The 21,944-nt window shown below is 62.5% G+C and carries 21 protein-coding genes; 17 read left to right on the plus strand and 4 right to left on the minus strand.

Annotation, left to right across the window (positions count from 1 at the left end):
• Positions 1–21: 21 nt before the first annotated feature.
• Genes NZ993_05420 through NZ993_05440 form a run of 5 tightly spaced genes read left to right on the plus strand, consistent with a single transcriptional unit; the run spans position 22 to position 2,420 of the window.
• Positions 22–534, plus strand: coding sequence for a cytochrome c oxidase subunit 3 (locus NZ993_05420; protein ID MCS7155229.1), 513 nt, complete (start codon positions 22–24; stop codon positions 532–534).
• Between the two features lie 18 nt (positions 535–552).
• Positions 553–1,227, plus strand: a complete 675-nt coding sequence (locus NZ993_05425) for a heme-copper oxidase subunit III family protein (protein MCS7155230.1) — start codon at positions 553–555, stop codon at positions 1,225–1,227.
• A 16-nt stretch (positions 1,228–1,243) separates the two neighbouring features.
• Positions 1,244–1,558, plus strand: a complete 315-nt coding sequence (locus NZ993_05430; protein ID MCS7155231.1) for a cytochrome C oxidase subunit IV family protein — start codon at positions 1,244–1,246, stop codon at positions 1,556–1,558.
• Positions 1,559–1,569: 11 nt separating this feature from the next.
• Positions 1,570–1,797, plus strand: coding sequence for a hypothetical protein (locus NZ993_05435; protein ID MCS7155232.1), 228 nt, complete (start codon positions 1,570–1,572; stop codon positions 1,795–1,797).
• Positions 1,794–2,420, plus strand: coding sequence for an SCO family protein (locus NZ993_05440; GenBank protein MCS7155233.1), 627 nt, complete (start codon positions 1,794–1,796; stop codon positions 2,418–2,420). The genes NZ993_05435 and NZ993_05440 overlap by 4 nt, the downstream gene beginning before the upstream one ends.
• On the opposite strand, the gene topA is transcribed toward NZ993_05440, so the two are convergent.
• Genes topA through NZ993_05460 form a run of 4 tightly spaced genes read right to left on the minus strand, consistent with a single transcriptional unit; the run spans position 2,417 to position 8,453 of the window.
• Positions 2,417–4,711 (minus strand): type I DNA topoisomerase, encoded by a 2,295-nt coding sequence (gene topA, locus NZ993_05445; protein MCS7155234.1) that lies wholly within the window; start codon positions 4,709–4,711, stop codon positions 2,417–2,419. The two genes, NZ993_05440 and topA, sit on opposite strands and share 4 nt — an antisense overlap.
• Before the next feature lie 24 nt (positions 4,712–4,735).
• Entirely contained in the window at positions 4,736–5,212 is a 477-nt protein-coding gene (gene ybeY / locus NZ993_05450; protein MCS7155235.1) for an rRNA maturation RNase YbeY, read from the minus strand.
• Positions 5,209–5,646 (minus strand): hypothetical protein, encoded by a 438-nt coding sequence (locus NZ993_05455; protein ID MCS7155236.1) that lies wholly within the window; start codon positions 5,644–5,646, stop codon positions 5,209–5,211. The genes ybeY and NZ993_05455 overlap by 4 nt, the downstream gene beginning before the upstream one ends.
• A gap of 11 nt (positions 5,647–5,657) precedes the next feature.
• On the minus strand, positions 5,658–8,453 hold the full coding sequence (locus tag NZ993_05460) for a DUF2723 domain-containing protein (protein ID MCS7155237.1): 2,796 nt from the start codon (positions 8,451–8,453) through the stop codon (positions 5,658–5,660).
• A gap of 147 nt (positions 8,454–8,600) precedes the next feature.
• Between NZ993_05460 and NZ993_05465 the strand changes: the two genes are divergently transcribed.
• The 12 genes from NZ993_05465 (at position 8,601) to NZ993_05520 (ending at position 21,931) form a co-directional block, all read left to right on the plus strand.
• Positions 8,601–9,044 (plus strand): NADH-quinone oxidoreductase subunit A, encoded by a 444-nt coding sequence (locus NZ993_05465; GenBank protein ID MCS7155238.1) that lies wholly within the window; start codon positions 8,601–8,603, stop codon positions 9,042–9,044.
• 54 nt (positions 9,045–9,098) lie between these two features.
• Positions 9,099–9,593, plus strand: coding sequence for an NADH-quinone oxidoreductase subunit B (locus NZ993_05470; protein ID MCS7155239.1), 495 nt, complete (start codon positions 9,099–9,101; stop codon positions 9,591–9,593).
• Positions 9,590–10,087: an NADH-quinone oxidoreductase subunit C gene (locus tag NZ993_05475; GenBank protein MCS7155240.1), complete on the plus strand. Its 498-nt coding sequence runs from the start codon at positions 9,590–9,592 to the stop codon at positions 10,085–10,087. Before NZ993_05470 ends, NZ993_05475 begins: the two co-directional genes overlap by 4 nt.
• Positions 10,088–10,091: 4 nt before the next feature.
• Positions 10,092–11,402, plus strand: coding sequence for an NADH dehydrogenase (quinone) subunit D (gene nuoD / locus NZ993_05480; GenBank protein ID MCS7155241.1), 1,311 nt, complete (start codon positions 10,092–10,094; stop codon positions 11,400–11,402).
• 10 nt (positions 11,403–11,412) lie between these two features.
• A complete protein-coding gene (gene nuoE, locus NZ993_05485) occupies positions 11,413–11,970 on the plus strand; it encodes an NADH-quinone oxidoreductase subunit NuoE (GenBank protein MCS7155242.1) in 558 nt (185 codons plus the stop codon).
• 34 nt (positions 11,971–12,004) lie between these two features.
• Positions 12,005–13,300: an NADH-quinone oxidoreductase subunit NuoF gene (gene nuoF / locus NZ993_05490; protein MCS7155243.1), complete on the plus strand. Its 1,296-nt coding sequence runs from the start codon at positions 12,005–12,007 to the stop codon at positions 13,298–13,300.
• A gap of 18 nt (positions 13,301–13,318) precedes the next feature.
• Positions 13,319–15,058 carry a 2Fe-2S iron-sulfur cluster-binding protein gene (locus NZ993_05495; GenBank protein MCS7155244.1) on the plus strand — a complete coding sequence of 580 codons (1,740 nt, stop codon included), beginning with the start codon at positions 13,319–13,321 and terminating at the stop codon, positions 15,056–15,058.
• Between the two features lie 2 nt (positions 15,059–15,060).
• Positions 15,061–16,062, plus strand: a complete 1,002-nt coding sequence (nuoH, locus tag NZ993_05500; GenBank protein ID MCS7155245.1) for an NADH-quinone oxidoreductase subunit NuoH — start codon at positions 15,061–15,063, stop codon at positions 16,060–16,062.
• Positions 16,063–16,082: 20 nt separating this feature from the next.
• On the plus strand, positions 16,083–18,272 hold the full coding sequence (gene glgB / locus NZ993_05505; protein ID MCS7155246.1) for a 1,4-alpha-glucan branching protein GlgB: 2,190 nt from the start codon (positions 16,083–16,085) through the stop codon (positions 18,270–18,272).
• 3 nt (positions 18,273–18,275) lie between these two features.
• Complete coding sequence (gene malQ / locus NZ993_05510; GenBank protein MCS7155247.1) at positions 18,276–19,784, plus strand: 4-alpha-glucanotransferase; 1,509 nt, start codon at positions 18,276–18,278, stop codon at positions 19,782–19,784.
• A gap of 84 nt (positions 19,785–19,868) precedes the next feature.
• Complete coding sequence (locus NZ993_05515) at positions 19,869–20,648, plus strand: hypothetical protein (GenBank protein MCS7155248.1); 780 nt, start codon at positions 19,869–19,871, stop codon at positions 20,646–20,648.
• Positions 20,645–21,931 carry a DUF4147 domain-containing protein gene (locus NZ993_05520; GenBank protein MCS7155249.1) on the plus strand — a complete coding sequence of 429 codons (1,287 nt, stop codon included), beginning with the start codon at positions 20,645–20,647 and terminating at the stop codon, positions 21,929–21,931. The genes NZ993_05515 and NZ993_05520 overlap by 4 nt, the downstream gene beginning before the upstream one ends.
• The last annotated feature ends 13 nt before the right edge of the window (positions 21,932–21,944 follow it).

Raw genomic sequence — 21,944 nt, forward strand, 5'->3', positions numbered from 1 at the left:
GTGCCGGTGGGCCAGTTTGGCATGTGGCTTCTGTTGGGTAGCCTAACGATCCTATTTGCCGCCTTTTCAAGCGCCTACATAGTGCGCGTCGGGCCTTTGAGCGAGCGCCTGACGCTTCCGGCCATTTTATGGTGGAATACAGCCTTGCTTGTAGCCGGAAGCGGGCTTCTAGTGGGGGCTGTGCGGGCGGTACGGCGATCCGCCTGGTCCAAGGGGCGCCGGCTCTTGGGCATGGCTCTGCTTTGCGGGGCTCTTTTCCTGGTGGGCCAGTTGGAGGCTTGGCGTTCCCTGGCCGCGCAAGGGGTGTTTCTGCAGACCCACCCGGCCAGCAGCTTCTTTTATGTGCTCACCGCCGTACACGGGCTCCACCTGCTGGGCGGGCTCATAGCCCTAGGATGGGCCTTGGGGCAGAGCGCGCGGCCGCAAGCCCCGGTGAGTTCCCGACTACGCCGCGTTGTGGAAAATGCGGCCCTTTATTGGCACTTTTTGGGACTGATTTGGCTCTGGGTCTTCGCCTTGCTTGGGCTTCTTTAGTAGGTGGGAGATTGGCTCATGGCGCATCCCTCTAGCATGCCCCTCGCCACCGCCGAGCGGACCCCATGGGGCGACTGGAGCGGCGGCAGGTCCCCGTTCGGCGTGAGCTGGCAGAAACTCATGATGTGGATCTTCGTGGTCTCGGACGCCTTCATCTTTGGCAGCTTTCTCGTTAGCTACGGCACCACACGGACTACCCTAACGAATTGGCCCAACGCAGCCGAGATCTTCGCGCTACATGTCGGAGGCCAGGAGATCCCCCTACTGCTTATCGCGATCATGACCTTTATCCTGGTCTCCTCCAGCGGCACCATGGCCCTGGCCGTGCACGCGGCCTACGAGCGCAACCGCAGGCGAGCCGCTTTGTTTCTGGTCCTGACCATGCTCCTAGGCCTAACCTTTGTGGGCTGTCAGGCTTACGAGTGGACGCACTTGATCAAGGATCTGGGCGTTAGGCCCTGGCAGAACCCCTTCGGCGCTCCCCAGTTCGGGGCCTACTTCTTTACCCTGACAGGCTTTCACGGCTTGCACGTCCTAAGCGGGGTGATCCTGCTGGGCTTTGTGGCGCGCCGCGTGCTGCAGGGCGCCTACGAACGGGCGGGCTCCTATGAGATGGTGGAGATAGCCGGCCTCTACTGGCATTTTGTAGATCTGGTATGGGTGTTCATCTTCACCTTCTTTTACCTGTTCTAAGGCGGAGGCCATAGTGATGGTGGATCATACGAAGGCGGGCGCACACCCCCATCCCCCCACGCGGGTGTACTTGGTGGTCTGGGGTTGGCTGTTTGTCCTGAGCACCCTAGCCTATTTCATCGACATCTGGCATGTGCCCCAGCCGTTTAAGGCGATCCTGCTTATCGCGGTGGCCCTGATGAAGGCGGGTCTTATTGTGGCCTATTTTATGCACCTGCGCTTTGAGCGGCTGAACCTGGTCTACGCCATCCTGGCCCCGTTGATCCTGCTTCTGGCCATGGCGGCGGGGTTCCTGCCTGATGGGGTGAGCGTGCTCCTCAATCGACCCTAAAGGAGATCTCGATGCGCTGGCCTTGGATCGCGGTCTTGAGCCTGCTTGCGCTGGCGGAACCCGGATGGGCGCAGTGCGCCATGTGCAAATCCGCCTTGGAAAGCGCCGATAGCGCCTCCCTAGCTCAGGCCTTCCGAGGTGGCATTGGGCTCCTACTGGCCACCCCCTACGTGGTCGCTCTGGTCGTAGGAATCGTATATTGGCGGCGTCTGCGCCGAGCAGCGCAAGAAGAACCATGAAGCGCAACCGGACTCTCTGGATCGCAGGCGGCCTTCTTGCGGCCGCCGGACTCATCCTGTACTACGCGATCGCCGATCGTGGTCGGTCAACCGCAGAGCTCCCCGTCTACGGACAAGTGCCCGATTTCCGGCTTATCAATCACGACGAGCAGCCGATCTCGCTAGCCGATCTTAAGGGGCGCTACTGGGTGGCGGAGTTTTTTTTCGCCTCCTGCGCCGGCATTTGCCTGCAGATGAACCAAAATATGACGCTCGTGCAACAGGCCTTTCGGGATCAGCCTGACAGGGTCAAGATCGTAAGCTTCACCGTGGACCCCGAACGGGACACCCCGGAGATCCTCAAGGCCTACTCCCGTAACTGGAACGCCCGCCTGGAGCAGTGGATCTTCGTGACCGGCCCTAAACCGGAGATCTACCGCCTGGCTCGATACGGCTTTCGGCTCGCCGCCGACGAAATCCCCCCGCAGGAAGAGGGCGGCCCCTATGATTTTATCCACTCAAGCAAATTCGTGCTCGTCGACCCCCAGGGCCAAATCCGGGGCTATTACGACGGAACGGACCGCAAGGCGGTCGAAACGCTTATCCGAGACCTCAGGAGCCTGCTGCGTAAAGACAGCGCTTAGGAGGAAGAAGCCTCAACCGGCGCGGATTCCACCTGCGCCCCACAAGCGGGACAGCTGAGCACGGACCCCCTGCGTCGGCTCTTCTCAAGCAGGTATCCGTGTCCGCACTGCGGACAGCTCTGGGCTACGGGCCGATCCCAACTCGTAAAACCGCAATCCGGATATCGCGTGCAGCCGTAAAAACGCCGACCTCGCTGGGTGCGCCGCTCCACCACGCGCCCCTGCCCGCACTGGGGACACGGCGGAGCGCTCTCCTCTATATAGGGCTCCTTGTGTGCGCAGGCGGGAAAGCGCGCACAACGATAAAACTTCCCGTATCGGCCGTTGTACAACAGCAGCCCCCCCCCACAGCGCGGACAGGATCGATCCGTCTCTAGGGCTGTGCTGGCCTCCAGAGGGCGTCTGTAGCGGCAGGCGGGGAAACCCGAACAGCCGTAAAAGCGCCCGTATCGACCGGGCCGGATGAGGAGCATCCGACCGCAGATCGGACAGCGCTCAGCGGTCTGCTCGATCTGCTGGGCTCGGATGTGATCCAGTTGGGCCGTGGTCGCCTCAAGAGCCTTGAGCAGATGATCGTAGTAAAAAGAGCGCAGGATCGCCTCGTATTCGGCCTCTCCGGAGGCGATCCGGTCCAGATCCGCCTCCATGCGCGCGGTAAAGGAGACGTCGAAAAAGTCCGGAAAATGCTGCACCAGAATGTCGTTTACCCGCATGCCGAGCTCTGTGGCTACAAACTTGCGGCCCTCCATCTGCACGTAGCGCCGCTCTCGAAGCGTGCTCAAGATCACGGCATACGTGCTCGGCCTGCCGATCCCGTACTCTTCGAGGGCCTTGACGAGGCTTGCCTCTGTGTATCGGGGAGGGGGTTTGGTGAAGTGTTGTCTGGGCTCTACCTGCTCCAGGTGGGCCGGCTGACCCTGGGCCAGCCCTGCGGGGAAGGGAGAGCGTCCCTGTTCTTCTTCATCGGGCTCCCGTTCGGGCTCAGGCTCTTCATAAACGAGCATAAAGCCCCGGAAAAGTACGATCGAGCCCGTGGCCCGAAACCCGTAGCGGCCGTCGGCGCTCTCTATGTCCACCGTAACCTGCTCCAGTTCGGCCGGGGCCATTTGGCAGGCCACAAAGCGCTGCCAGATGAGCTCGTAAAGTTTGTATTGGTCGGCCGTCAGAAAGCGTTTGATCGACTTCGGATCCCGCCGCACATCCGTGGGCCGGATCGCCTCATGGGCGTCCTGCGCCCCCTGCTTGACGGCGTATTGAGGGGGCCGATTCGGCAGACACTCCAAGCCGAAATGATCGGCGATATAGGCCCTGGCGGCCTCTACAGCCTCCGCGCTCAGCCGGGTGGAGTCGGTGCGCATGTACGTGATAAGCCCTACGGGCTCCCCTCCCTCTAGCTCGATGCCCTCGTACAGTTGCTGGGCTATGGCCATGGTCCGGGCAGCCGTAAAGCCGAGCCGATTGGCCGCGGCCTGTTGCAGGGTGCTCGTCGTAAACGGTGGAGGGGGTTGGCGTTTGAGGCGTTTGCGTTCAAGGTTTGCGATGCGATATGGTCCGGCCCCGCGTGCAGCCTCGGCCTCTTGAAGCGCGGCGGCCTGATCGGGCAGGTGCCGGTGCCCTTTTTTGTTGCTGGGCGGTCCGATGAGCTCCCCCCCGATGCGGTGCAGACGGCCCAGAAGCGCTCCACCCGGGACGGCAAAACGCCCCCAGAGGCTCCAGTACTCCTGCGGCAGGAAAGCCGAGATCTCGCGTTCGCGTTCGCAGATCAGCCGCAACGCCACGGACTGCACCCGGCCAGCCGAAAGGCCCTTATAGATGGCCTTCCATAGAATGGGGCTGATCTTATAGCCCACGAGTCGATCCATCACGCGCCGGGCCTGCTGGGAGCGCACCAGGCGTTCGTTGATCTGCCCCGGCTCCTGAAGGGCCGCCTGCACGGCCTGACGCGTGATCTCGTAGAACAGCACCCGGTAGATCGGCTTCTGGGCGGCGCGCAGCTCCTCGGCGATATGCCAGGCGATGGCCTCTCCTTCCCGGTCGGGGTCCATGGCCAGGTAAATGGCCTCGACTTTTGAGGCCAGCTCGCGCAGCTCCTTGAGCAGAGCCCGCTTGCCCCGAATTGTCACGTATCTCGGCAGAAACCCAGCCTCGATATCCACCCCGAGCTCAGATTCGGGAAGGTTTTTGACATGCCCCGCGGAGGCCTTGACCCAAAAGCGCTCGCCCACGTACTTGCTGATTGTTTTGGCCTTAGCCGGGGATTCCACAACGATCAAGGACCGGGATACAGCCATGGTCTTTCTGCTATCTGCGCCAGGCTATAACGGTGAGCGCTTGGATCGGGTTTCCCGCACCACAAGCCGCAGGGGAGGCCTCTGCGGAGGGGGGTTCTGCAAGTAGGCCTCCTGGCGTGCGAACATACGCCGGCGCTCCGCCTTGGTCTGATCGCTATAACCGCAAAGGTGCAACAGCCCGTGCACCAAAAGCCGCAAGAGTTCCTCCTCGGGGTCCACCCCGTGGTGAGCCGCCTGGCGCAGGGCCTGATCCAGCCCGATGTAGACCTCTCCCACCACCCTGGGGCCCTCGTTGAGGCGAAAGGCCATGACGTCCGTCACCGTGTCCCGGCCCAAATAGTCCCGGTGCAGCCGTCGGATGTAGGCGTCGTCAACCCCGATGACACCCACCGAGGCGGGCTCGTAGCCCTCAGCACGCAGCACATAAAAGACCCAAGTCCGCAGAGCGGCGCGCGAAAGGCGAATCCGCGGGTGTGCAAGCGCAACATAGACCCTACTCATCCGGGCCCCTCGAGGGTCTCCGTGAGGGACAAGACCACGCTGGCCATGAGGATCTCCGGAGGCAGGACCGTGAAATCCGCGCTCAGCCAGCGCTGCAAGACGTTGGCGTACAGCGAGCAGCCCGCTTCGCGCTCCACCACAAGCCCTGAAACGTGCCCCCCGGATCGACCGAAGAAGAGCACCTCCCCTAGTTCCTGACTGGCCACGTAGCCCGTGCAGTCGTGCAGCTGCAAAAAGGCGCCTGGAGCAAAAACAGAGATCAGATTATGCACGCCTCCCTCGAGCTGTAGCTCGGGACAAATTTCCAGAACCAGCTTGCGCCCCTCGACCGCGTTGTGCAGGGCAAAGCGCACGGTGTTGCCCTCGCGTCGGTAGGGCGCCCCTAGCACCTGGGCGATGCGGCCGAAATCTTCCTCCGTAAAAGTGTGGGGCATTGCAGGTCCCCTTAATTCACGGTGTCGGACTCTAGCGTGTCGCGCCTTAAAAGCGTACGCGCCAACTCACGCATTTGCTCCGGGCTTTGTGCGTAGTTGGGATCCCCGGTCAGGCGCGCCAGGCGCTGGCTGAGCCGAGCGGCCTCTTCGTAGGCCTCCATCTCCAGGTAAAGCCGCTGCAAGAAGAGCAGCATCTGCACGGATCGGCTCGGGTCTTCTATCTGGGCTTCTATGCCGGCAAAAATGGTCTTTTCGGCCTCGCGGGCCAGCGTGCGCGCCGCCTCTTGAGCGCCCGCCTGCAGGTACTCCTGAGCCATGAGTAAGTAGGAAACCCCATCGCTTGGAATAACGGAAAAAGGGATGAGCTGCTGCGCCCGATCGAGCGTGGCCACGGCCTGCCTGAGGTTGCCCGCTTTCCGATATGCCCCCGCCAGGGCGATGAAAAAGTTTCGGTAGTTGTCAATGAGCCGCCTTGCGTTCTCATCGTAGTAGACGCGGCCGTTGTCCAAGTTTCGGAACCGAAACCCCGACAGGCGGGCCTCCAGCAGCTCTGGGATGACGCGCCCCAGGGGCTCTTGGGTCCTCACGGGAACCACCCGATAGGCCAGCCCTTCTAGTTGAAAATGCTGTTGTAGCCCCGCCTGGTTGTCTCGGGATACCGTGGTGGCGAAGTATATCGGACGCTCGTTAAGGTTTTGCCGCACGATGTCCAGCACCAGCAGATCCGAAACGATCACATAGGAGCGGTTCTGATCCAGCCTTCGGCCCTCGTAGCGCCATTCTAGGGCCTCGGGGGCGGACTCGCGCGCGCGCACAAGCCCGATTCGGCGCGCGGCGGCCGAATCCAGGGGTACGCGGATCGTCTGAGGCCGCCATTCCTGCGGGGCCAGGGCGCGGATCTGTTCGTCGCTGAACGAGATCCGCACCGGAGGGGCTTGCCGAGAGGCCTGATGCTTGAGCTGTAAAATGTACCAGGTCGTATTGAGCAGGCTTAAGTTCACCACGCGCACGTCCCGGCGTACGCCCTCGACCTCCTGCAGATACCAGAGAGGGAAAGTGTCGTTGTCCCCGTTGGTGAACAGGATCGCGTTCGGCTCGCAGGAGTTGAGCAGGTTGTAGGCGTAATCCGGGGGCACGTAGTTGCCGCTTCGGTCGTGATCGTCGTAGTTGACCGCTAGCATCCGCACGGGCACAAGGGCCAACAGAAGCACCCCTGAAAGCGCCCACAGCAGAGCCCGGCGCTCTTGCCAAGCGAGCCGAAGTTGACCTACGAGGAGCTCCACAAGACCCGTAACCCCGATGCCGACCCAGATGGAGAAGGCGAAGAAGCTTCCCACGTAGGAGTAGTCGCGCTCCCGGGGCTGTAAGGGGGTCTGGTTGAGATACAAGATGATCGCCAAACCCGTCATGAAGAAGAGCACCAGCACGGCCAGCGCTCGGCGTCGGTCGCGCATGAAATGATAGGCCATGCCGATAAGGCCCAGCAGCAAGGGAAGGGCGAAGTAGGTGTTGTGGCCCGGATTGCCCTCGTTGCCGGTGCGCGCAAAGCCGGCCGTCCAGGCGGCGTCCTGCACGTCGGCATCGCGGCCGACGAAGTTCCAGAGGAAATAGCGCAGGTACATGTGCCCGACCTGATAGCGCCAGAAGAAGTCCCAGTCGCTCGCGTACTGGCGGTAGACCTGTACGTGACTGGGCTCCTCGCTCCAACGCCGAGGGAAGAGCTTGCCGTCTACGAACCAGCCCGTGCGGTTATCGTAGGAACGGCCCACAAGCAGGGGAGTGTAGCCATACTGTTCTCGCTTGAGGTAGCTAACAAAGGCCTCGGCCGTTTCAGGGTCGTTCTGGTCAATAGGGGGATCAGCTTGGCTGCGGATCACGATCAACGCGTAGCTGGAGTACCCGATCAGAAGCAGCGCTAAGGACAGAGCGATGAGATTGAGCGCGTAGCGCCGCTGCTTCTGGGTCCAGTAGACGAACGCAGTCGTTCCGCCGAGCACAAGTATCGAGAAGGGCACAAGGCCCAAATCGTCGGCAATCGTGGGTAGCCATTGCACAATGCCCGGATAGATGGCCAAGAAAAACCCGATCGAAACCAAACCCGTCAGGGCCACCCCCCTCCAGTTGGGCCAACTTTCCAGGGGTTGATACGCCTCGAAACGACGGAAATAGTAGATAAGCGTAACGAAAAAGAGCGCAAGCAGGTTAAGCAGATGCACCCCGATGGCCAGGCCAAACAGGTAGACGATCAGCAAAAGCCAGCGTTCGTGATGCCGCTCTTCGGCGCGCGTATGCCAAACGAGCGCCAGGTACACAACCAGAGCCGTAAAAAGCATCGAGGGGGCGTAGACTTCGGCCTCTACGGCGTTAAACCAGAACGAATCCGAGAAAGCGAAAACCCATGCGCCTACGGCCGCTCCCCCGAATGTGGCCACAGCCTCGGCCGGATTAAGCACGGGCCCGGAGGATCGCTCCAAAAAAAAGGCCACATCCTGGCCTCTGTAGAGTAGTATGAGCCGCCCGATCGTCAGATACAGGAGCAGCACCGTAAAGGCGCTAGCCAGCACGCTGATTAGATTAACCGAAAGGGCCACATGCGAGGCCGGGACCCAGAGGCTGAAAATACGGCCCACAAGTAGATAGAAAGGCGCCCCGGGTGGATGGGGGATCTGCAGCCCGTGCGCTGTGGCGATGAATTCCCCGCAGTCCCAAAAGCTGGCCGTGGGGGCCATGGTGCTCAGGTACAGCGCAAGAGCGCTGAGCAGCACAAGCCCCCCCAGGGCCCGGTATAGCAAACGATCGAAAGTCATCCGGTTCGTCCTTAACCCGATCTTCAGGGGGTGCGGCAACAAGATAAGCGCCCTCAAAAAGCCTGGGCAAGAAAAGGAAATTGACAATCGAAAAGCACCCCCAGTAACTTCATCAAGCTTCCGCGGCAAGGGGTGCAATCCGTTGCTATGTTAGAGGCCTATCTGCCGCTGCTGCTGCTGCTGCTGCTCGCCATCGGGGTGGCGGTTTTTCTGGCCGCGCTCTCCGAAAACCTCGGCATCCGCAAACCCAACCCGCGCAAGCTCATCCCCTACGAAAGCGGGATGGACCCCGTAGGCACGACTCGGGAACGATACTCGGTGCACTTCTATCTTATCGCCATGCTCTTTATCGTCTTCGACGTCGAGGTCGTACTCCTATACCCCTGGGCTGTGCAGCTGCGTGAACTGGGATGGCCGGTGTTTGGGGCCGTGATGATCTTTCTGCTTGTGGTCATGATCGGGGACTGGTATTGCTACAAGAAAGGGGTCTTCGATTGGGATAAAGAGGCGCGCGAGCGCCAGAGCACGGAAGCGGCGCGCCAGCAGAGGCAGCAAGCCCCTCAGCCTCAGGAGGATACCCTCGCAGCCTAATGGAACGACTCAGATGGCCTGCGGAGTTGTAACGGCAACCGGAAAGTAAGAGCTATGAGTTTAGAGCAAGCCTTGCGCCAGGGGTTTTTCACTACGCGCCTGGAGGCGCTAGCGCGGTGGGCGATGTCGAATTCGGTCTTCCCCATGCCCATGGGGCTTGCCTGCTGCGCCATCGAGATGATGGCCATGGCCGGCCCCCGCTACGACGTAGCCCGCTTCGGGAGCGAGGTCTTCCGGTTTTCCCCCCGCCAAAGCGACTGCATGATCGTGGCTGGCTGGTGCACGTACAAGATGGCGCACGCGATTCGGCGCATCTGGGATCAGATGCCTGAGCCCAAATGGTGTATCGCCATGGGCGCCTGTGCCTCCACGGGGGGCATGCACCGCTGTTACGGGGTCGTCCAAGGGGCCGATCAGTTTCTGCCCGTGGACGTATACGTGCCCGGTTGTCCTCCTAGACCGGATGCGGTCCTACATGCTATCCTGGAGATCCAACGCAAAATCCGCGAGCGTACCGAACCGGTATTTGCCTTTCCCGAAAAAGAATGACCTTCGACGACGTTATCGCCCACCTAGAGGCGCGTTTTCCAGGCGGAATACGTGAAATCCGCCGCGCTTTGGGAGAGACCACAATCTTAGTGCGCACCGAGCTGATTCGGGACGTTTGCCGCGTGCTCAAAGCGGAGTTGGGCTTCAATTATCTGGTGGACATCGCGGCCGTGGATCGGTTCACCGAGCAGGAGCGCTTCGAGGTCGTCTACAACCTCGTCGCCCTGGCTCACGGGCTTCGGCTGCGGCTTAAAGTCCGCTGCGAGGAATCCGACCCTGTCGTGCCCAGCATCACGCCCGTATACCCCAATGCGAATTGGCATGAACGGGAAGCCTGGGACATGATGGGGATCCGTTTTGCGGGTCATCCCGATCTGCGGCGGATATATCTGCCGGAGGACTTCCGCTATCATCCCCTGCGCAAGGAATTCCCCTTGCTCGGCATCCCGGGTAGCCTACCGCTGCCGGAAAAACCCGAATCTCCAGCTCGCTGATCTTATGGAAGCCACCTCGCAGACACACGCCCGGCTTGAGGCCCTCATCGAAGGCAGCCACTTGGAGATCTGGCGGGAGCACAACCGGGCTCTGCTGCGGCGTCTGGAGTCAAAGCACAGCTCCGCCACGTTTATCGAGGACGCCCTCAGCACAGAGATGATCCTCAACATCGGGCCTCAGCATCCGGCCACCCATGGCGTCCTGCGCGTGGTGGCGCGACTAGATGGGGAAATCATCCGGTCCTGCGTGATCGACATCGGCTACCTGCATCGAGGCATCGAGAAGGTGGCTGAATACAAAACCTTTCAGGAGTTCATGCCCTATACGGACCGGATGGACTACCTTTCCCCCTATTCCAACAACGTGGCCCTGTGCCTGGCTGTTGAAAAGCTAGCGCAAATCGAGGTGCCCGAACGGGGCCAGTACATCCGAACCATCGCCTGCGAACTGGCGCGGATCCTGGCGCACCTACTCTGGTTGGGCTCCATGGTCATGGACTCTGGGGCCGTTTCCATGTTCTTGTGGACCTTCCGGGAGCGGGAGAAGATCTACGACCTCTTTGACCTGATCGCCGGGGCTCGCCTGACCGTATCGCACGCGCGCATAGGGGGTGTGGCTTCCGACCTGACCCCCGAGGCGATCGAGGCGATCCGCAGCTTTATCCGCAGCTTTCCGCGGGAGCTGCGCGACTGGGAAAAGCTGCTCAACAAAAACCGAATTTGGCTGGAGCGCAACGAGGGCATCGGCGTGGTCTCCGCCGAACGCGCCTTGGAGCTGGGCCTTACGGGACCCAACCTGCGCGCCTCGGGCGTGCCGTACGATGTGCGCACTTTTGAACCCTACTTGGTCTATGACCGTGTGGAGTTCGACGTGCCCGTGCGCACCGAAGGCGATAACCTAGCCCGCTACTACGTGCGCATGGAGGAGATGCGCCAATCGGTGCGCATCATCGAGCAGTGTCTGCGACAACTGCCCCCGGGTCCGATCCGCAACGAGAACGCCAAGCTCAGCTACCCCCACAAAGCCGAGGTCTACTACTCCATGGAGGGGCTCATTCACGACTTCATGTACACGGACTGGGGGGTATGCCCGCCCAAAGGGGCTGAAGCCTACGCCGCTATAGAGGCCCCTAAGGGAGAGCTGGGCTTCTACATCCAAAGCGACGGAACGGGCTTCCCCTGGAGGCTTAAAATCCGCTCCCCATCTTTCTGCAACATCCAGGCCCTAGAGTCCATGCTAGAGGGCGCCATGGTCTCCGATGTGGTCGTGCTCATCGGGGGGGTGGATCCCGTAATGGGTGAGGCAGACAAGTAGGGAGGGCACCATGGAACCGGAGTACGCTTTCACGGCCGAAGAATTGGCCCGTATTGCGGAGATCAGGCGCCGCTATCCGACGGCGCGCGCAGCGCTGATGCCCGTGCTGTGGATGGCCCAGGAGAAGTTCGGCTGGCTCTCCCGCGAGGTGATCGAGCTTGTGGCCCAGACCCTGAGCCTAAACCCAGCAGAGGTCTATGGGGTCGCCACCTTTTACACGATGTACCACACGCAAGCCTGTGGCCGATACGTGCTGGACCTCTGCACCTGCCTGAGCTGCCAAGTCCTGGGGGCTGAGGATCTATTGCGCCACTTAGAAGAGCGTCTGGGGGTGCGCGACGGGCAGACCACCCCAGATGGGCTTTTTACCGTGCGGCATACGGAATGCCTGGGCGCCTGCGGCTCCGGCCCCGTGCTTATGATCAACAACCGGCGCTACGTGCACCGGCTGAGCCAAGAACGCCTGGATCAGCTCATAGAGGAGCTGCGCCAGGGCCGCATGCCGGAGTTCGCATCCATCCCCTTGCCCGAGCGCCCATGGGAGCAGGAGGCTTCATCGGATTCGTAGGGAACCGCCTGTGCTCAGAGGAACAGAAAGCGCCATGGAATGGAAACGCTACAGAGCTCTGTTGCTGCCCCCGATTCCGAACCTGCGCGACATCTCCGTATACGAGGCACACGGGGGTTATGAGGCGCTTCGGCGCGTGCTCACGGATCCGGCCTGGAGCCCTGAGCGCCTCATCGAAGAGGTTAAGGCCTCGGGCCTGCGCGGCCGGGGCGGGGCCGGCTTCGCCACGGGGCTCAAGTGGAGCTTTATGCCTCCGCCGGATGGGCGCCCCCGATACCTATGCGTAAACGGAGACGAATCCGAGCCCGGCACCTTCAAAGACCGCCAGATCCTGGAGTACAATCCGCACCTGCTCATCGAAGGGGCCCTGCTGGCGGCCTACGCGATTCGAGCTTCTGCGATTTACGTCTACATCCGCGGCGAGTACGCCGACTGGATCGACCGCTTTGAGGAGGCCCTGGAACAGGCCCGTGCGCGCGGCTATGTCGGCGCGCGCATCTGCGATACGGACTTCGGGGTGGCTTTTTACGTGCACAAAGGGGCTGGCGCCTACATCTGCGGCGAGGAGTCGGCTCTAATGGAATCCATCGAGGGCAAACGGGCCTATCCCCGCCAGAAACCGCCTTTTCCGGCTCAGCGAGGGCTCTGGGGCAGGCCCACGACGATCAACAACGTGGAGACGCTGGCCAACGTGCCCCTTATCGTGCGCCACGGGGCCCAATGGTACAGCCGGATCGGCGCCCCCAAGCACCCGGGCCCCATCTTGTACGGGATCTCGGGACATGTGAACCGTCCGGGCGTCTACGAGCTTCCCTCGGGCATGCCCATAGAGACGCTCATTTACGAAATAGCCGGAGGTGTGCGCGGGGGCAAACGCCTCAAGGCCGTCATCCCCGGGGGCTCCTCCACCCCGCCCTTGCGAGCCGATCAGATCGCCGGGATCACCATGGACGCCGAATCGCTCCGGGCCGCGGGCTCCATGATGGGCACGGCCGGAATGGTCGTGTTGGATGAAGACACCGATATGGTGCGCGTGCTGCTCCGTATCGCAGAGTTCTATCACCACGAGTCCTGCGGCCAGTGCACGCCCTGCCGGGAGGGCACGGGCTGGCTGGTCAAAATCCTGCGTCGCATCGCCCAAGGAGAGGGCAAACCTTCGGATCTAGACCTGTTGCTGCAGATTTGCGACCAGATGGAGGGGCGCACGATCTGCGCCCTAGCCGACGCCGCAGCCTGGCCCGTTCGGCATACCGTTCAGCGCTTCCGCGAGGAATTCGAGGCCCGCTGCCGGCCGAGCCTTGTGGCCGTCCCGGAAACGATCCCCTCATAAAGGCTTGAGGACGCCGCTATGCCCAAGGTTTACATAGACGACGACGTCTTCGAATTCGAAGGCCGCCCCAAGATCCTGGAGTTCTGTCTGCAGCATGGCATCGAGCTGCCCTACTTCTGCTACCATCCGGCCCTGTCCATTCCGGCCAACTGCCGGCAGTGCTTGGTCGAAGTCGGCCAGCTTGTGCTCAACCGGGAAACCGGCCAACCCGAGCTCGACGCAGAGGGCAAAGTCGTGGTGCGTTTCTTCCCCAAGCTCATGCCCTCTTGCGCCACGGAGATCACCGACGGCATGGTCGTGCGCACGCACCGCAGTTCGGCCCTCGTGCGTCGGGCCCAACGGGAAAACCTGGAGTTTATCCTGCTCAATCACCCCCTGGATTGCCCGATCTGCGATCAGGCTGGAGAATGCCCCCTGCAGGAGCTAACGTACAAGTTCGGGCCCGACTCCTCGCGCTTTGAATTTGTGAAAGTGCACAAGCCCAAGCGCATCCCACTGGGCCCACGAGTCGTGTTGGATGCTGAGCGCTGCATCAACTGCACCCGGTGCGTGCGCTTTACCGAGGAGATCTCCCGCTCGCGCCAACTTACGATCATCCAACGGGGCGACAAGAACTACCCCTTCACGGCCCCCGGCATGAGCTTCGACGACCCCTACTCGATGAACACGATCGACATCTGCCCTGTCGGAGCCCTCACGAGCGCGGACTTTCGCTTTCGGGCCCGGGCCTGGGAGATGGCCTCTACGCCGAGCATCTGCACGGGTTGCGCTCGAGGTTGTTCGATCTACATCTGGACCCGGCACAACCGCGTAGAGCGCTTCACCCCCCGCCATAACCCGCTCGTAAACGACTACTGGATGTGCGATGAGGGTCGGCTGAGCTATCGGCGGCTTAACGAAAACCGGCTCGACGGCCCCCATGTTCGCGAATTCGAAGGGCTCCGGGCCGCATCCTGGGAGGAATCCCTGCGAAGGGCGGCCCATTTGCTGCGCTCTGCGCCCCCAGAGCAGATCGCCGTCTTGGCCTCGGCCTCCTTGTCGCTAGAGGACCTTTACGTGATCCGGCGCTTGGCCTTCGAGGTGCTCGGCACGCCCCATCTGGACTTCCTGCGGCACGAAGACCCCAGCTTCGAGGATGCCTTTTTGCGCCTGCGCGATCGCACGCCTAATCGGACGGGCTGCGAGCTTGTGGGCATCTCCCCCGGACCAGACGGGCTTCCCGTGCAGCAGTGGCCGCAGGCGCTGCGCGACGGGCGGCTGCGCCTTGTGCTCGTCTTTGGCGATGACCCCCTGGGCACCGGCGCCTGGCCCGTTCCGGAGGCGGGCGAGTGGATCGTGGCCTCCAGCCACTGGACCGAAACGGCTAGCCGTGCTCAGGTGCTGCTGGCCCTATGCACGCACGCTGAGGCCACAGGCTGCTTCGTAAACCAGCAGGGGGTGCTGCAGCGCGTCCGGCCCGCCAAAGCCAGTAAAGGCATGGATCGGACCCTTGTCCCCGAGATGGGCAAAAGCCGCCTGGACCATCACGCCACTCCGTTCGATCGATGGTGGGGCCATGAGCACTACTTCGATTGCCGGCCCGGTTGGGAGCTGGCTCAGGGCCTTATGCGGGAGCTCGGTTCCCCGGTCGACTATACGGGTCCGGAGGCGGTTTTCGCGGAGCTAGCGCAGGCCATACCCGCCTTGCGCGGACTGAGCTACGCCGCAATCGGCCTGCAAGGCGTGCGGCTGGACCTTCACCCGCAACCTGTGGCGTGACCATGGCGATCCAGACGCTTTACCCGAAACTCGTACTCCTTGGCGCAGCCCTTCTTGTGCTTTTCACGATGGCCGCCTATGCGACGTACTTCGAGCGACGCATCAGCGCTTGGATCCAAAACCGCATTGGGCCTAATCGCGTGGGGCCGTATGGGCTGCTGCAGCCCCTTGCCGACGTCCTTAAGCTCCTCCTCAAGGAGGACATCGCCCCGAGCACGGCCAACCGGTGGCTGCACCGACTGGCCCCGATGATCTCGGTGGCGGCCTCCCTGGCCCTGATCGGCGTTCTGCCCTTTGCGCACAATCTGATCGTAGCGGATGTGCACATCGGGATCCTGTACATCTTGGCCATCACCTCCCTCAACGTCTACGGCATCACGTTGAGCGGCTGGGCCTCCAACAGCAAATACTCGCTCTTGGGCGGCTTGCGCTCTTCGGCTCAGCTCATCAGCTACGAGATCCCGATGGGGCTAGCCGTCTTGAGCGTGATCATCCAGACGGGCTCGCTTATGACCACCCAGATCGTGGCGGCCCAAGAGGAGCTCTGGAATGTGCTGCGCAACCCCCTGGGCTTTTTGATCTTTCTCATTACGGCTTTCGCCGAAACCAACCGGCTGCCCTTCGACCTGCCGGAGGCGGAACAGGAGCTGGTGGGCGGATACCACACGGAATACAGCTCCATGAAGTTCGGCATGTTCTATGTGGCCGAATACATGAACATGATCCTTTCGAGCGCCGTGATCGTGACGCTCTTCTTCGGCGGCTATCTAGTACCCTTCGGGCATCTGTTCATGTCCGACCTGCCCGTTTGGGCCCAGACGGCGCTGGAGCTGCTGGCCTTCTTGCTCAAAACGAGCTTCTTCGTCTTCGTCTACATCTGGGTGCGCTGGACGATCCCCCGCTTCAAATACACCCAACTCATGCGCCTGAGCTGGGTGTATCTTTTTCCGCTTTCCGTGCTGAACCTGGTGCTCGTATCCCTGGGCGCGATGCTGTTAGGCTAAGCTGCGCGGCCGCCTGCGCGATGCACCCTGACCCAGCGCTCATAGAGGCCCTTTTCGAGGCCCGACACGGAGACCCGTTCGCCATTTTAGGGCCTCAACGAGATGAATCCGGCTGGGTGGTGCGCGCCTTCTGGCCCTCGGCCCGCCGGATGTGGCTGCTTACCGGCTCTGGCGAGCTCATAGAGCCGGCGTACGTGCCGGCGCCGGGCTGCTTCCTGTTTCGCTGGCCCGGCCCGGATCGACCCAGAGCCCAAGAGTACACGTTGCGCATCGCCGAGCAGACAGGCCCCATTTGGGAGACCTACGACCCGTACGCTTTCGGGCCCGTGTTGGGGGAGCTGGACCGGTACCTGTTAGCCGAAGGTCGGCATTGGCGCCTGTACGAACGGCTCGGAGCGCACTGCTTAGAACATGAGGGGGTTCGGGGGGTGCATTTTGCCGTTTGGGCTCCGAACGCCGAACGGGTGAGCGTGGTCGGAGACTGGAACGCCTGGGACGGACGCCGGCACGTGATGCGTCTGCATCCGGGCTGCGGAGTCTGGGAGATCTTCATACCCGGCCTTGGACCCGGAGCCCGCTACAAATACGAAATCCGCACCCGCTCAGGCGAGATCCTGCTCAAGGCCGATCCGGTCGCGTTTTACGCCGAACAACGACCCGCCACGGCCTCGATCGTCTACGCCCCCTCCTATACGTGGTCCGATGAGGCCTGGATGCGGCGCCGCGCTCAGGGCCACCGGTTCGACGAACCGCTGCTCATATACGAAGTGCATTTGGGCTCCTGGCGGCGGGTGCCCGAGGAGGGGGATCGGTGGCTTTCATATAGGGAACTGGCCGAATGGCTCATCCCCTACGCCGTGGAGATGGGGTTTACGCACCTGGAACTGTTGCCCATCATGGAGCATCCCCTGGACACCTCCTGGGGATATCAAGTGACGGGGTACTTTGCGCCCACCTCCCGCTACGGGGAGCCGGATGAGCTGCGCTACCTTATAGATTGCTGCCACCAGGCCGGACTTGGGGTCATACTGGACTGGGTGCCCGCCCATTTTCCCACCGACGCACACGGCCTGTATCGCTTTGACGGCACGCACTTGTACGAACACGCCGATCCCCGTCAGGGATATCATCCGGACTGGCATACGGCGATTTTCAACTACGGCCGCTACGAGGTGCGCAACTTTCTCATCGCCAACGCCCTATTCTGGGCCGAGGCCTATCATATAGACGGCCTTCGGGTTGACGCAGTGGCCTCCATGCTGTATCTGGACTATTCGCGCCGCGAAGGGGAGTGGGTACCCAACTCCTACGGAGGCCGCGAAAACCTGGAGGCGATCGCCTTTTTGCGGGAACTAAGCGAGGTCCTCCACGCCCAACATCCCGGGGTGATCCTGATAGCCGAGGAATCGACGGCCTGGCCCATGGTCTCTCGGCCCACCTATGTCGGAGGCTTGGGCTTCGATTACAAGTGGAACATGGGCTGGATGCACGATACGCGGCGCTACTTCAGCCGAGACCCCGTTTACCGAAAGTACCACCAGCATGAGCTGACGTTCTCGATGCTATATGCCTTTAGCGAACAATACGTTCTGCCGTTTTCTCACGACGAGGTGGTCCACGGCAAGGGCTCACTAGTGGGCCGCATGCCGGGAGACCGATGGCAGCGGTTTGCCAACATGCGCGCGATGCTGGCCTATCAGTACGCCCATCCGGGCAAGAAGCTTCTCTTCATGGGCCAGGAGTTCGCGCAGGAGCGCGAATGGGACTATCGAAGAAGCCTCGACTGGCACCTGCTTGAAGATCCCCTGCATCGGGGCGTGCAGCGCTTGGTGCGCGACCTCAACCGGTTGCTGCGTCAAGAGCCCGCCCTGCACGCGGTCGACTTCGACTGGTCCGGATTTGAGTGGGTGGATTTCCACGACGCCGACCAGAGCGTGCTCGCCTTCCTCCGACGAGCGGGATCGGAGCACATCCTCGTGGTGCTCAATCTCACGCCCGTGCCCCGATACGATTACCGAGTGGGAGTCCCGATCCCGGGGTTTTACCGAGAGCTGCTGAACACGGACTCAGCTTACTACGGGGGGACGAACATGGGCAACTTAGGAGGGCTCTGGGCGGAGCCTGTGCCGTATCACGGAAGACCGCACTCGCTGCGCCTTCTTCTGCCCCCGCTGGCCGCGCTTTTCCTCAAACCCGAACCCGCTGCCTAAGGCATGCGCTTTCCCCGCTCAAGCGGTATCTTACTGCACCCCACCTCGCTTCCGGGCCTCTACGGATCCGGCGATCTGGGCTTAAGCGCCCGCCGCTTCGTGGACTGGCTCTCTGAAGCCGGCCAATCCCTGTGGCAGATGCTGCCCATAGGGCCGGTGGGCCCCGGAAACTCACCCTATGCGGCCCTTTCGGCCTTCGCCGGAAATCCCCTGCTCATCGACCTGGACGATTTGGTCCAACGCGGTTGGCTTGAGCCGGATCCGGAGCCGCCGTTTCGGGGCCTTAGTCCGCATCGCATCGACTATCCCGCCGTGACCGCCTACCGGATGCGCCGGCTGCAGGAGGCCGCGGAGCGCTTCTTCTGGAACGCCTCCTCCAGGGAGCGTGAGGCCTTTGAAGGCTTTTGCGAACGGGAGCGCGCGTGGTTGGACGATTACGCGCTGTTCATGGCCCTGCACGAACACCATCGGGGAAGCCCATGGAACAGCTGGGATACCCCTCTTGCCCTGCGGCAACCGGATGCGCTGGCAGAGACGCGCAAGCTGCTGGCGGAGCGCGTGCGTTTTCACGCGTTTACACAGTGGATCTTTTTTCAGCAATGGGACGCGCTAAAGCGCTACGCCAACGAGCGCGGCGTGCGGCTCTTTGGCGATGTGCCGATCTTCGTCGCCCATCACAGCGCGGACGTCTGGGCCCATCAGCGGTTTTTCAAGCTGGACAAATACGGGCACCCCACCGTGGTCGCCGGCGTGCCGCCGGATTACTTCAGCCCTACCGGACAGCGTTGGGGCAACCCGTTGTATCGTTGGGAGACGATGGCCCATGAAGGCTATCGCTGGTGGATCGACCGCCTGCGGCACGCCCTTTCGCTTATGGACCTGATCCGCATCGATCATTTTCGCGGCTTCGTCGCCTGCTGGGAGATCCCCGCATCGGAACCCACGGCCGAGCGCGGCCGCTGGGTCGCAGGCCCCGCCGAGGCTCTTTTCGACGCCCTGGAGGCCGCCCTGGGTCGTCTGCCGATCGTGGCCGAGGATCTGGGGGTGATCACGGACGAGGTGCGGGCTCTTCGCGAGCGTTACGGCTACCCCGGCATGCGCGTGTTGCAATTCGCTTTCTCAGGCGGGCCCGAGAACACCTTTCTTCCGCATTGGTACGAGCCAAACACGGTCGTCTACACGGGCACCCACGACAACGATACCACGCGCGGCTGGTTCGAACGCGCCACAACCCACGAACGCGCCTTCGCCTGCCAATACGCCAACTCGGACGGGCGCGAAATCCATTGGGATCTAATCCGGCTGGCCCTGGCTTCGGTGGCCGATCAGGCCGTTTTCCCCCTCCAGGATGTGCTGGGCCTGGGATCGGAGGCCCGCATGAACTACCCCGGCACGTCCGAGGGAAACTGGACGTGGCGTTTTAGCTGGGATCAGATAAGCCCCGAGCATACGCGGCGGCTATATCAACTCACGGCCCTTTACGGCCGGTGCGGGCCAGATCGGCTCTTTTAAGGCCCCCTAAGAGAAACCCGCGTTCTGTAAACGCCGTTTCATCGGCTGTAGATGGGCTGTATCCACGCATACGCGGCGCATCTTATGTTGCCGGTGCCCCTAAAGTGGGCGCCGCGAGCCCATCGCCCCCTGTTGGAGTCCCTGTATCGCTGGACCGCGCACCTGCAGCATCTGGCCCGAAGCCCGGAGCAGACCCCCGCGGAACGCTGCGCCCTCCTGGAGGCCCTGGCCGAACTGGATCCCCGGGCGACCTCTCCTGTGGCCTCTTCTCTGGAAGCGCTCTTAGAGGCAGGGGTGCCGGATTCGTGCTTAAAGCGCATTGCGCGGGGATGGCGGCTGCTAAGCGTTCCCCGTTCCTTTGCGCGTTTCCCTGAGCTGCTGCAGGTGGGCATGGACGTCGGCTATGCCGCTGTGGTGGCCTTTCACCTTTTGGGCTACCCGCGCTCCCGCTACCGTGAGGCCCTCATGGCTTACGGAGCGGCGCGCGCGCTAACGGGCCTGCTTGTGCAGCAGAGCCAAGACCGCCTGGATGGCTTTTTGTACGTCTCTCAAGAGGACGCCGATCGCTTTCCGGGCAGTCTGGAGCTATGGCAAAACGGGCTTCCGGGAGAACCGCTGCGCCGTCTATTGTGGCTGCACTTGGTGCGCCTACGAGAGCTTTACGCAGAGGCCTGGAGCGGGCTCCGCCAGGAGCTTGAAAACCCCGTGCGCCGCGCCTTTCGACGTTCCTGGCTTGAGGGGCTTGATGCGCTGGTACGCATCGAAACAAGCGGTCACCGGTTTCTACTCCATGTCCCCGAGCCCCGACCTTGGGACCGGATCCGGCTGTTCTTCCAGGTCTGGATGAGTCGGACGCCTCGATGAAGGACGTGCTGTTGCAGCTCTGGCAGGCCGGGCTGGAGGCTGTGCACCCCGAAGCATGCCTGCCCAGCCGACTGCGGCGCCACGGGCCCTACCTAACGTGGTCCGCCGGGCGTTTGCGCATGGATCGATTTCGGGCTATCTGGGTTTTCGGCATCGGAAAGGCCGCTACTCAGGTTGCACGCGCTTTACTGCCCCTTATCGCGGACCGGCTCGCAGGGGGCGCGCTGCTTACTGCACCGGAGTACGCCGCAGACGCCCGTCCCCTGGAAGTCCTCTACGGAGCACATCCCCTACCTACCCCAGAGGCCGAATCGGCCGCCTGGCAACTCTGGGAGGCCCTGGGGCGAGCACGGCCTGAGGATCTGGTAATCTGGATCACAACAGGGGGCGGCTCGGCGCTTTGGGCCCTGTACCATGAACCCCTGCGGGCGGAAGAGGCCGCGCAAGGCTTCTGGCTCCTTCAGCGCGCCGGGCTTCCGATCTACGAGCTAAACCTGGTGCGACGGACCCTTCTGCGCTGGGCCAATGGGGGCCTGCTGGAGCGCCTAGCTCGCACGAAAGTGCTGGAGCTGATCCTCTGCGACGTGCCCGGTCGAAGGCTAGAGGCCGTGGCCTCGGGTCCCACGTACCGGATTCCCGAGGCCCGGAAGCGGGCCATAGAGCTGCTGCGCGAGCGCGGCCTGTGGGAGCGCCTGCCGAAGGCGGCGCGACGGGCCCTGGAGCGGGAGCCTTCACGGCAGGGCTCTGCGTCTACCGTGCTAGGGCGCATCTGCCTGGCCTCGGCGCAGAACGCGCTTCAGGCCATGCGCAAGCGGGCCCGCGCACTGGGGCTTCGGGCCTGGACGCTCACGGATCGCCTAGAGGGGGAGGCGAGCGAGGTCGGTCGTCTGCTTGCCCTGCTGGCCGACGGGCTTCGGCCTCGAGGCCGAGGCCGCGTGATCCTCTGGGCCGGGGAGACCACGGTGAGCTTGGGAGAACAACACGGACTGGGTGGTCGCAATCTGGAGCTGGCCTTATCCGCGGCGCGCTTCCTTGAGGGCCGCAAGGGGGTTGCGCTTCTATCCGCCAGCACAGACGGCCGCGACGGGCCCACAGACGCGGCAGGGGCCGTAGTGGACGGCTATAGCACGGCGCAGGCCCGCTCCCGGGGTTGGAATCTGGAACGGGCCCTGCGGGAGCACAACAGCTACCCGCTTCTAGCGGACCTTGGTGCCCTTATCCTTACGGGTCCTACGGGCACCAACGTAGCCGATCTTGGAGCCCTGCTTGTATGGCCCAGTTGAAGACGAAAAGGGG

The sequence above is a fragment of the Bacteroidota bacterium genome (assembly GCA_025059945.1).
Classification (GTDB): domain Bacteria; phylum Bacteroidota; class Rhodothermia; order JANXDC01; family JANXDC01; genus JANXDC01.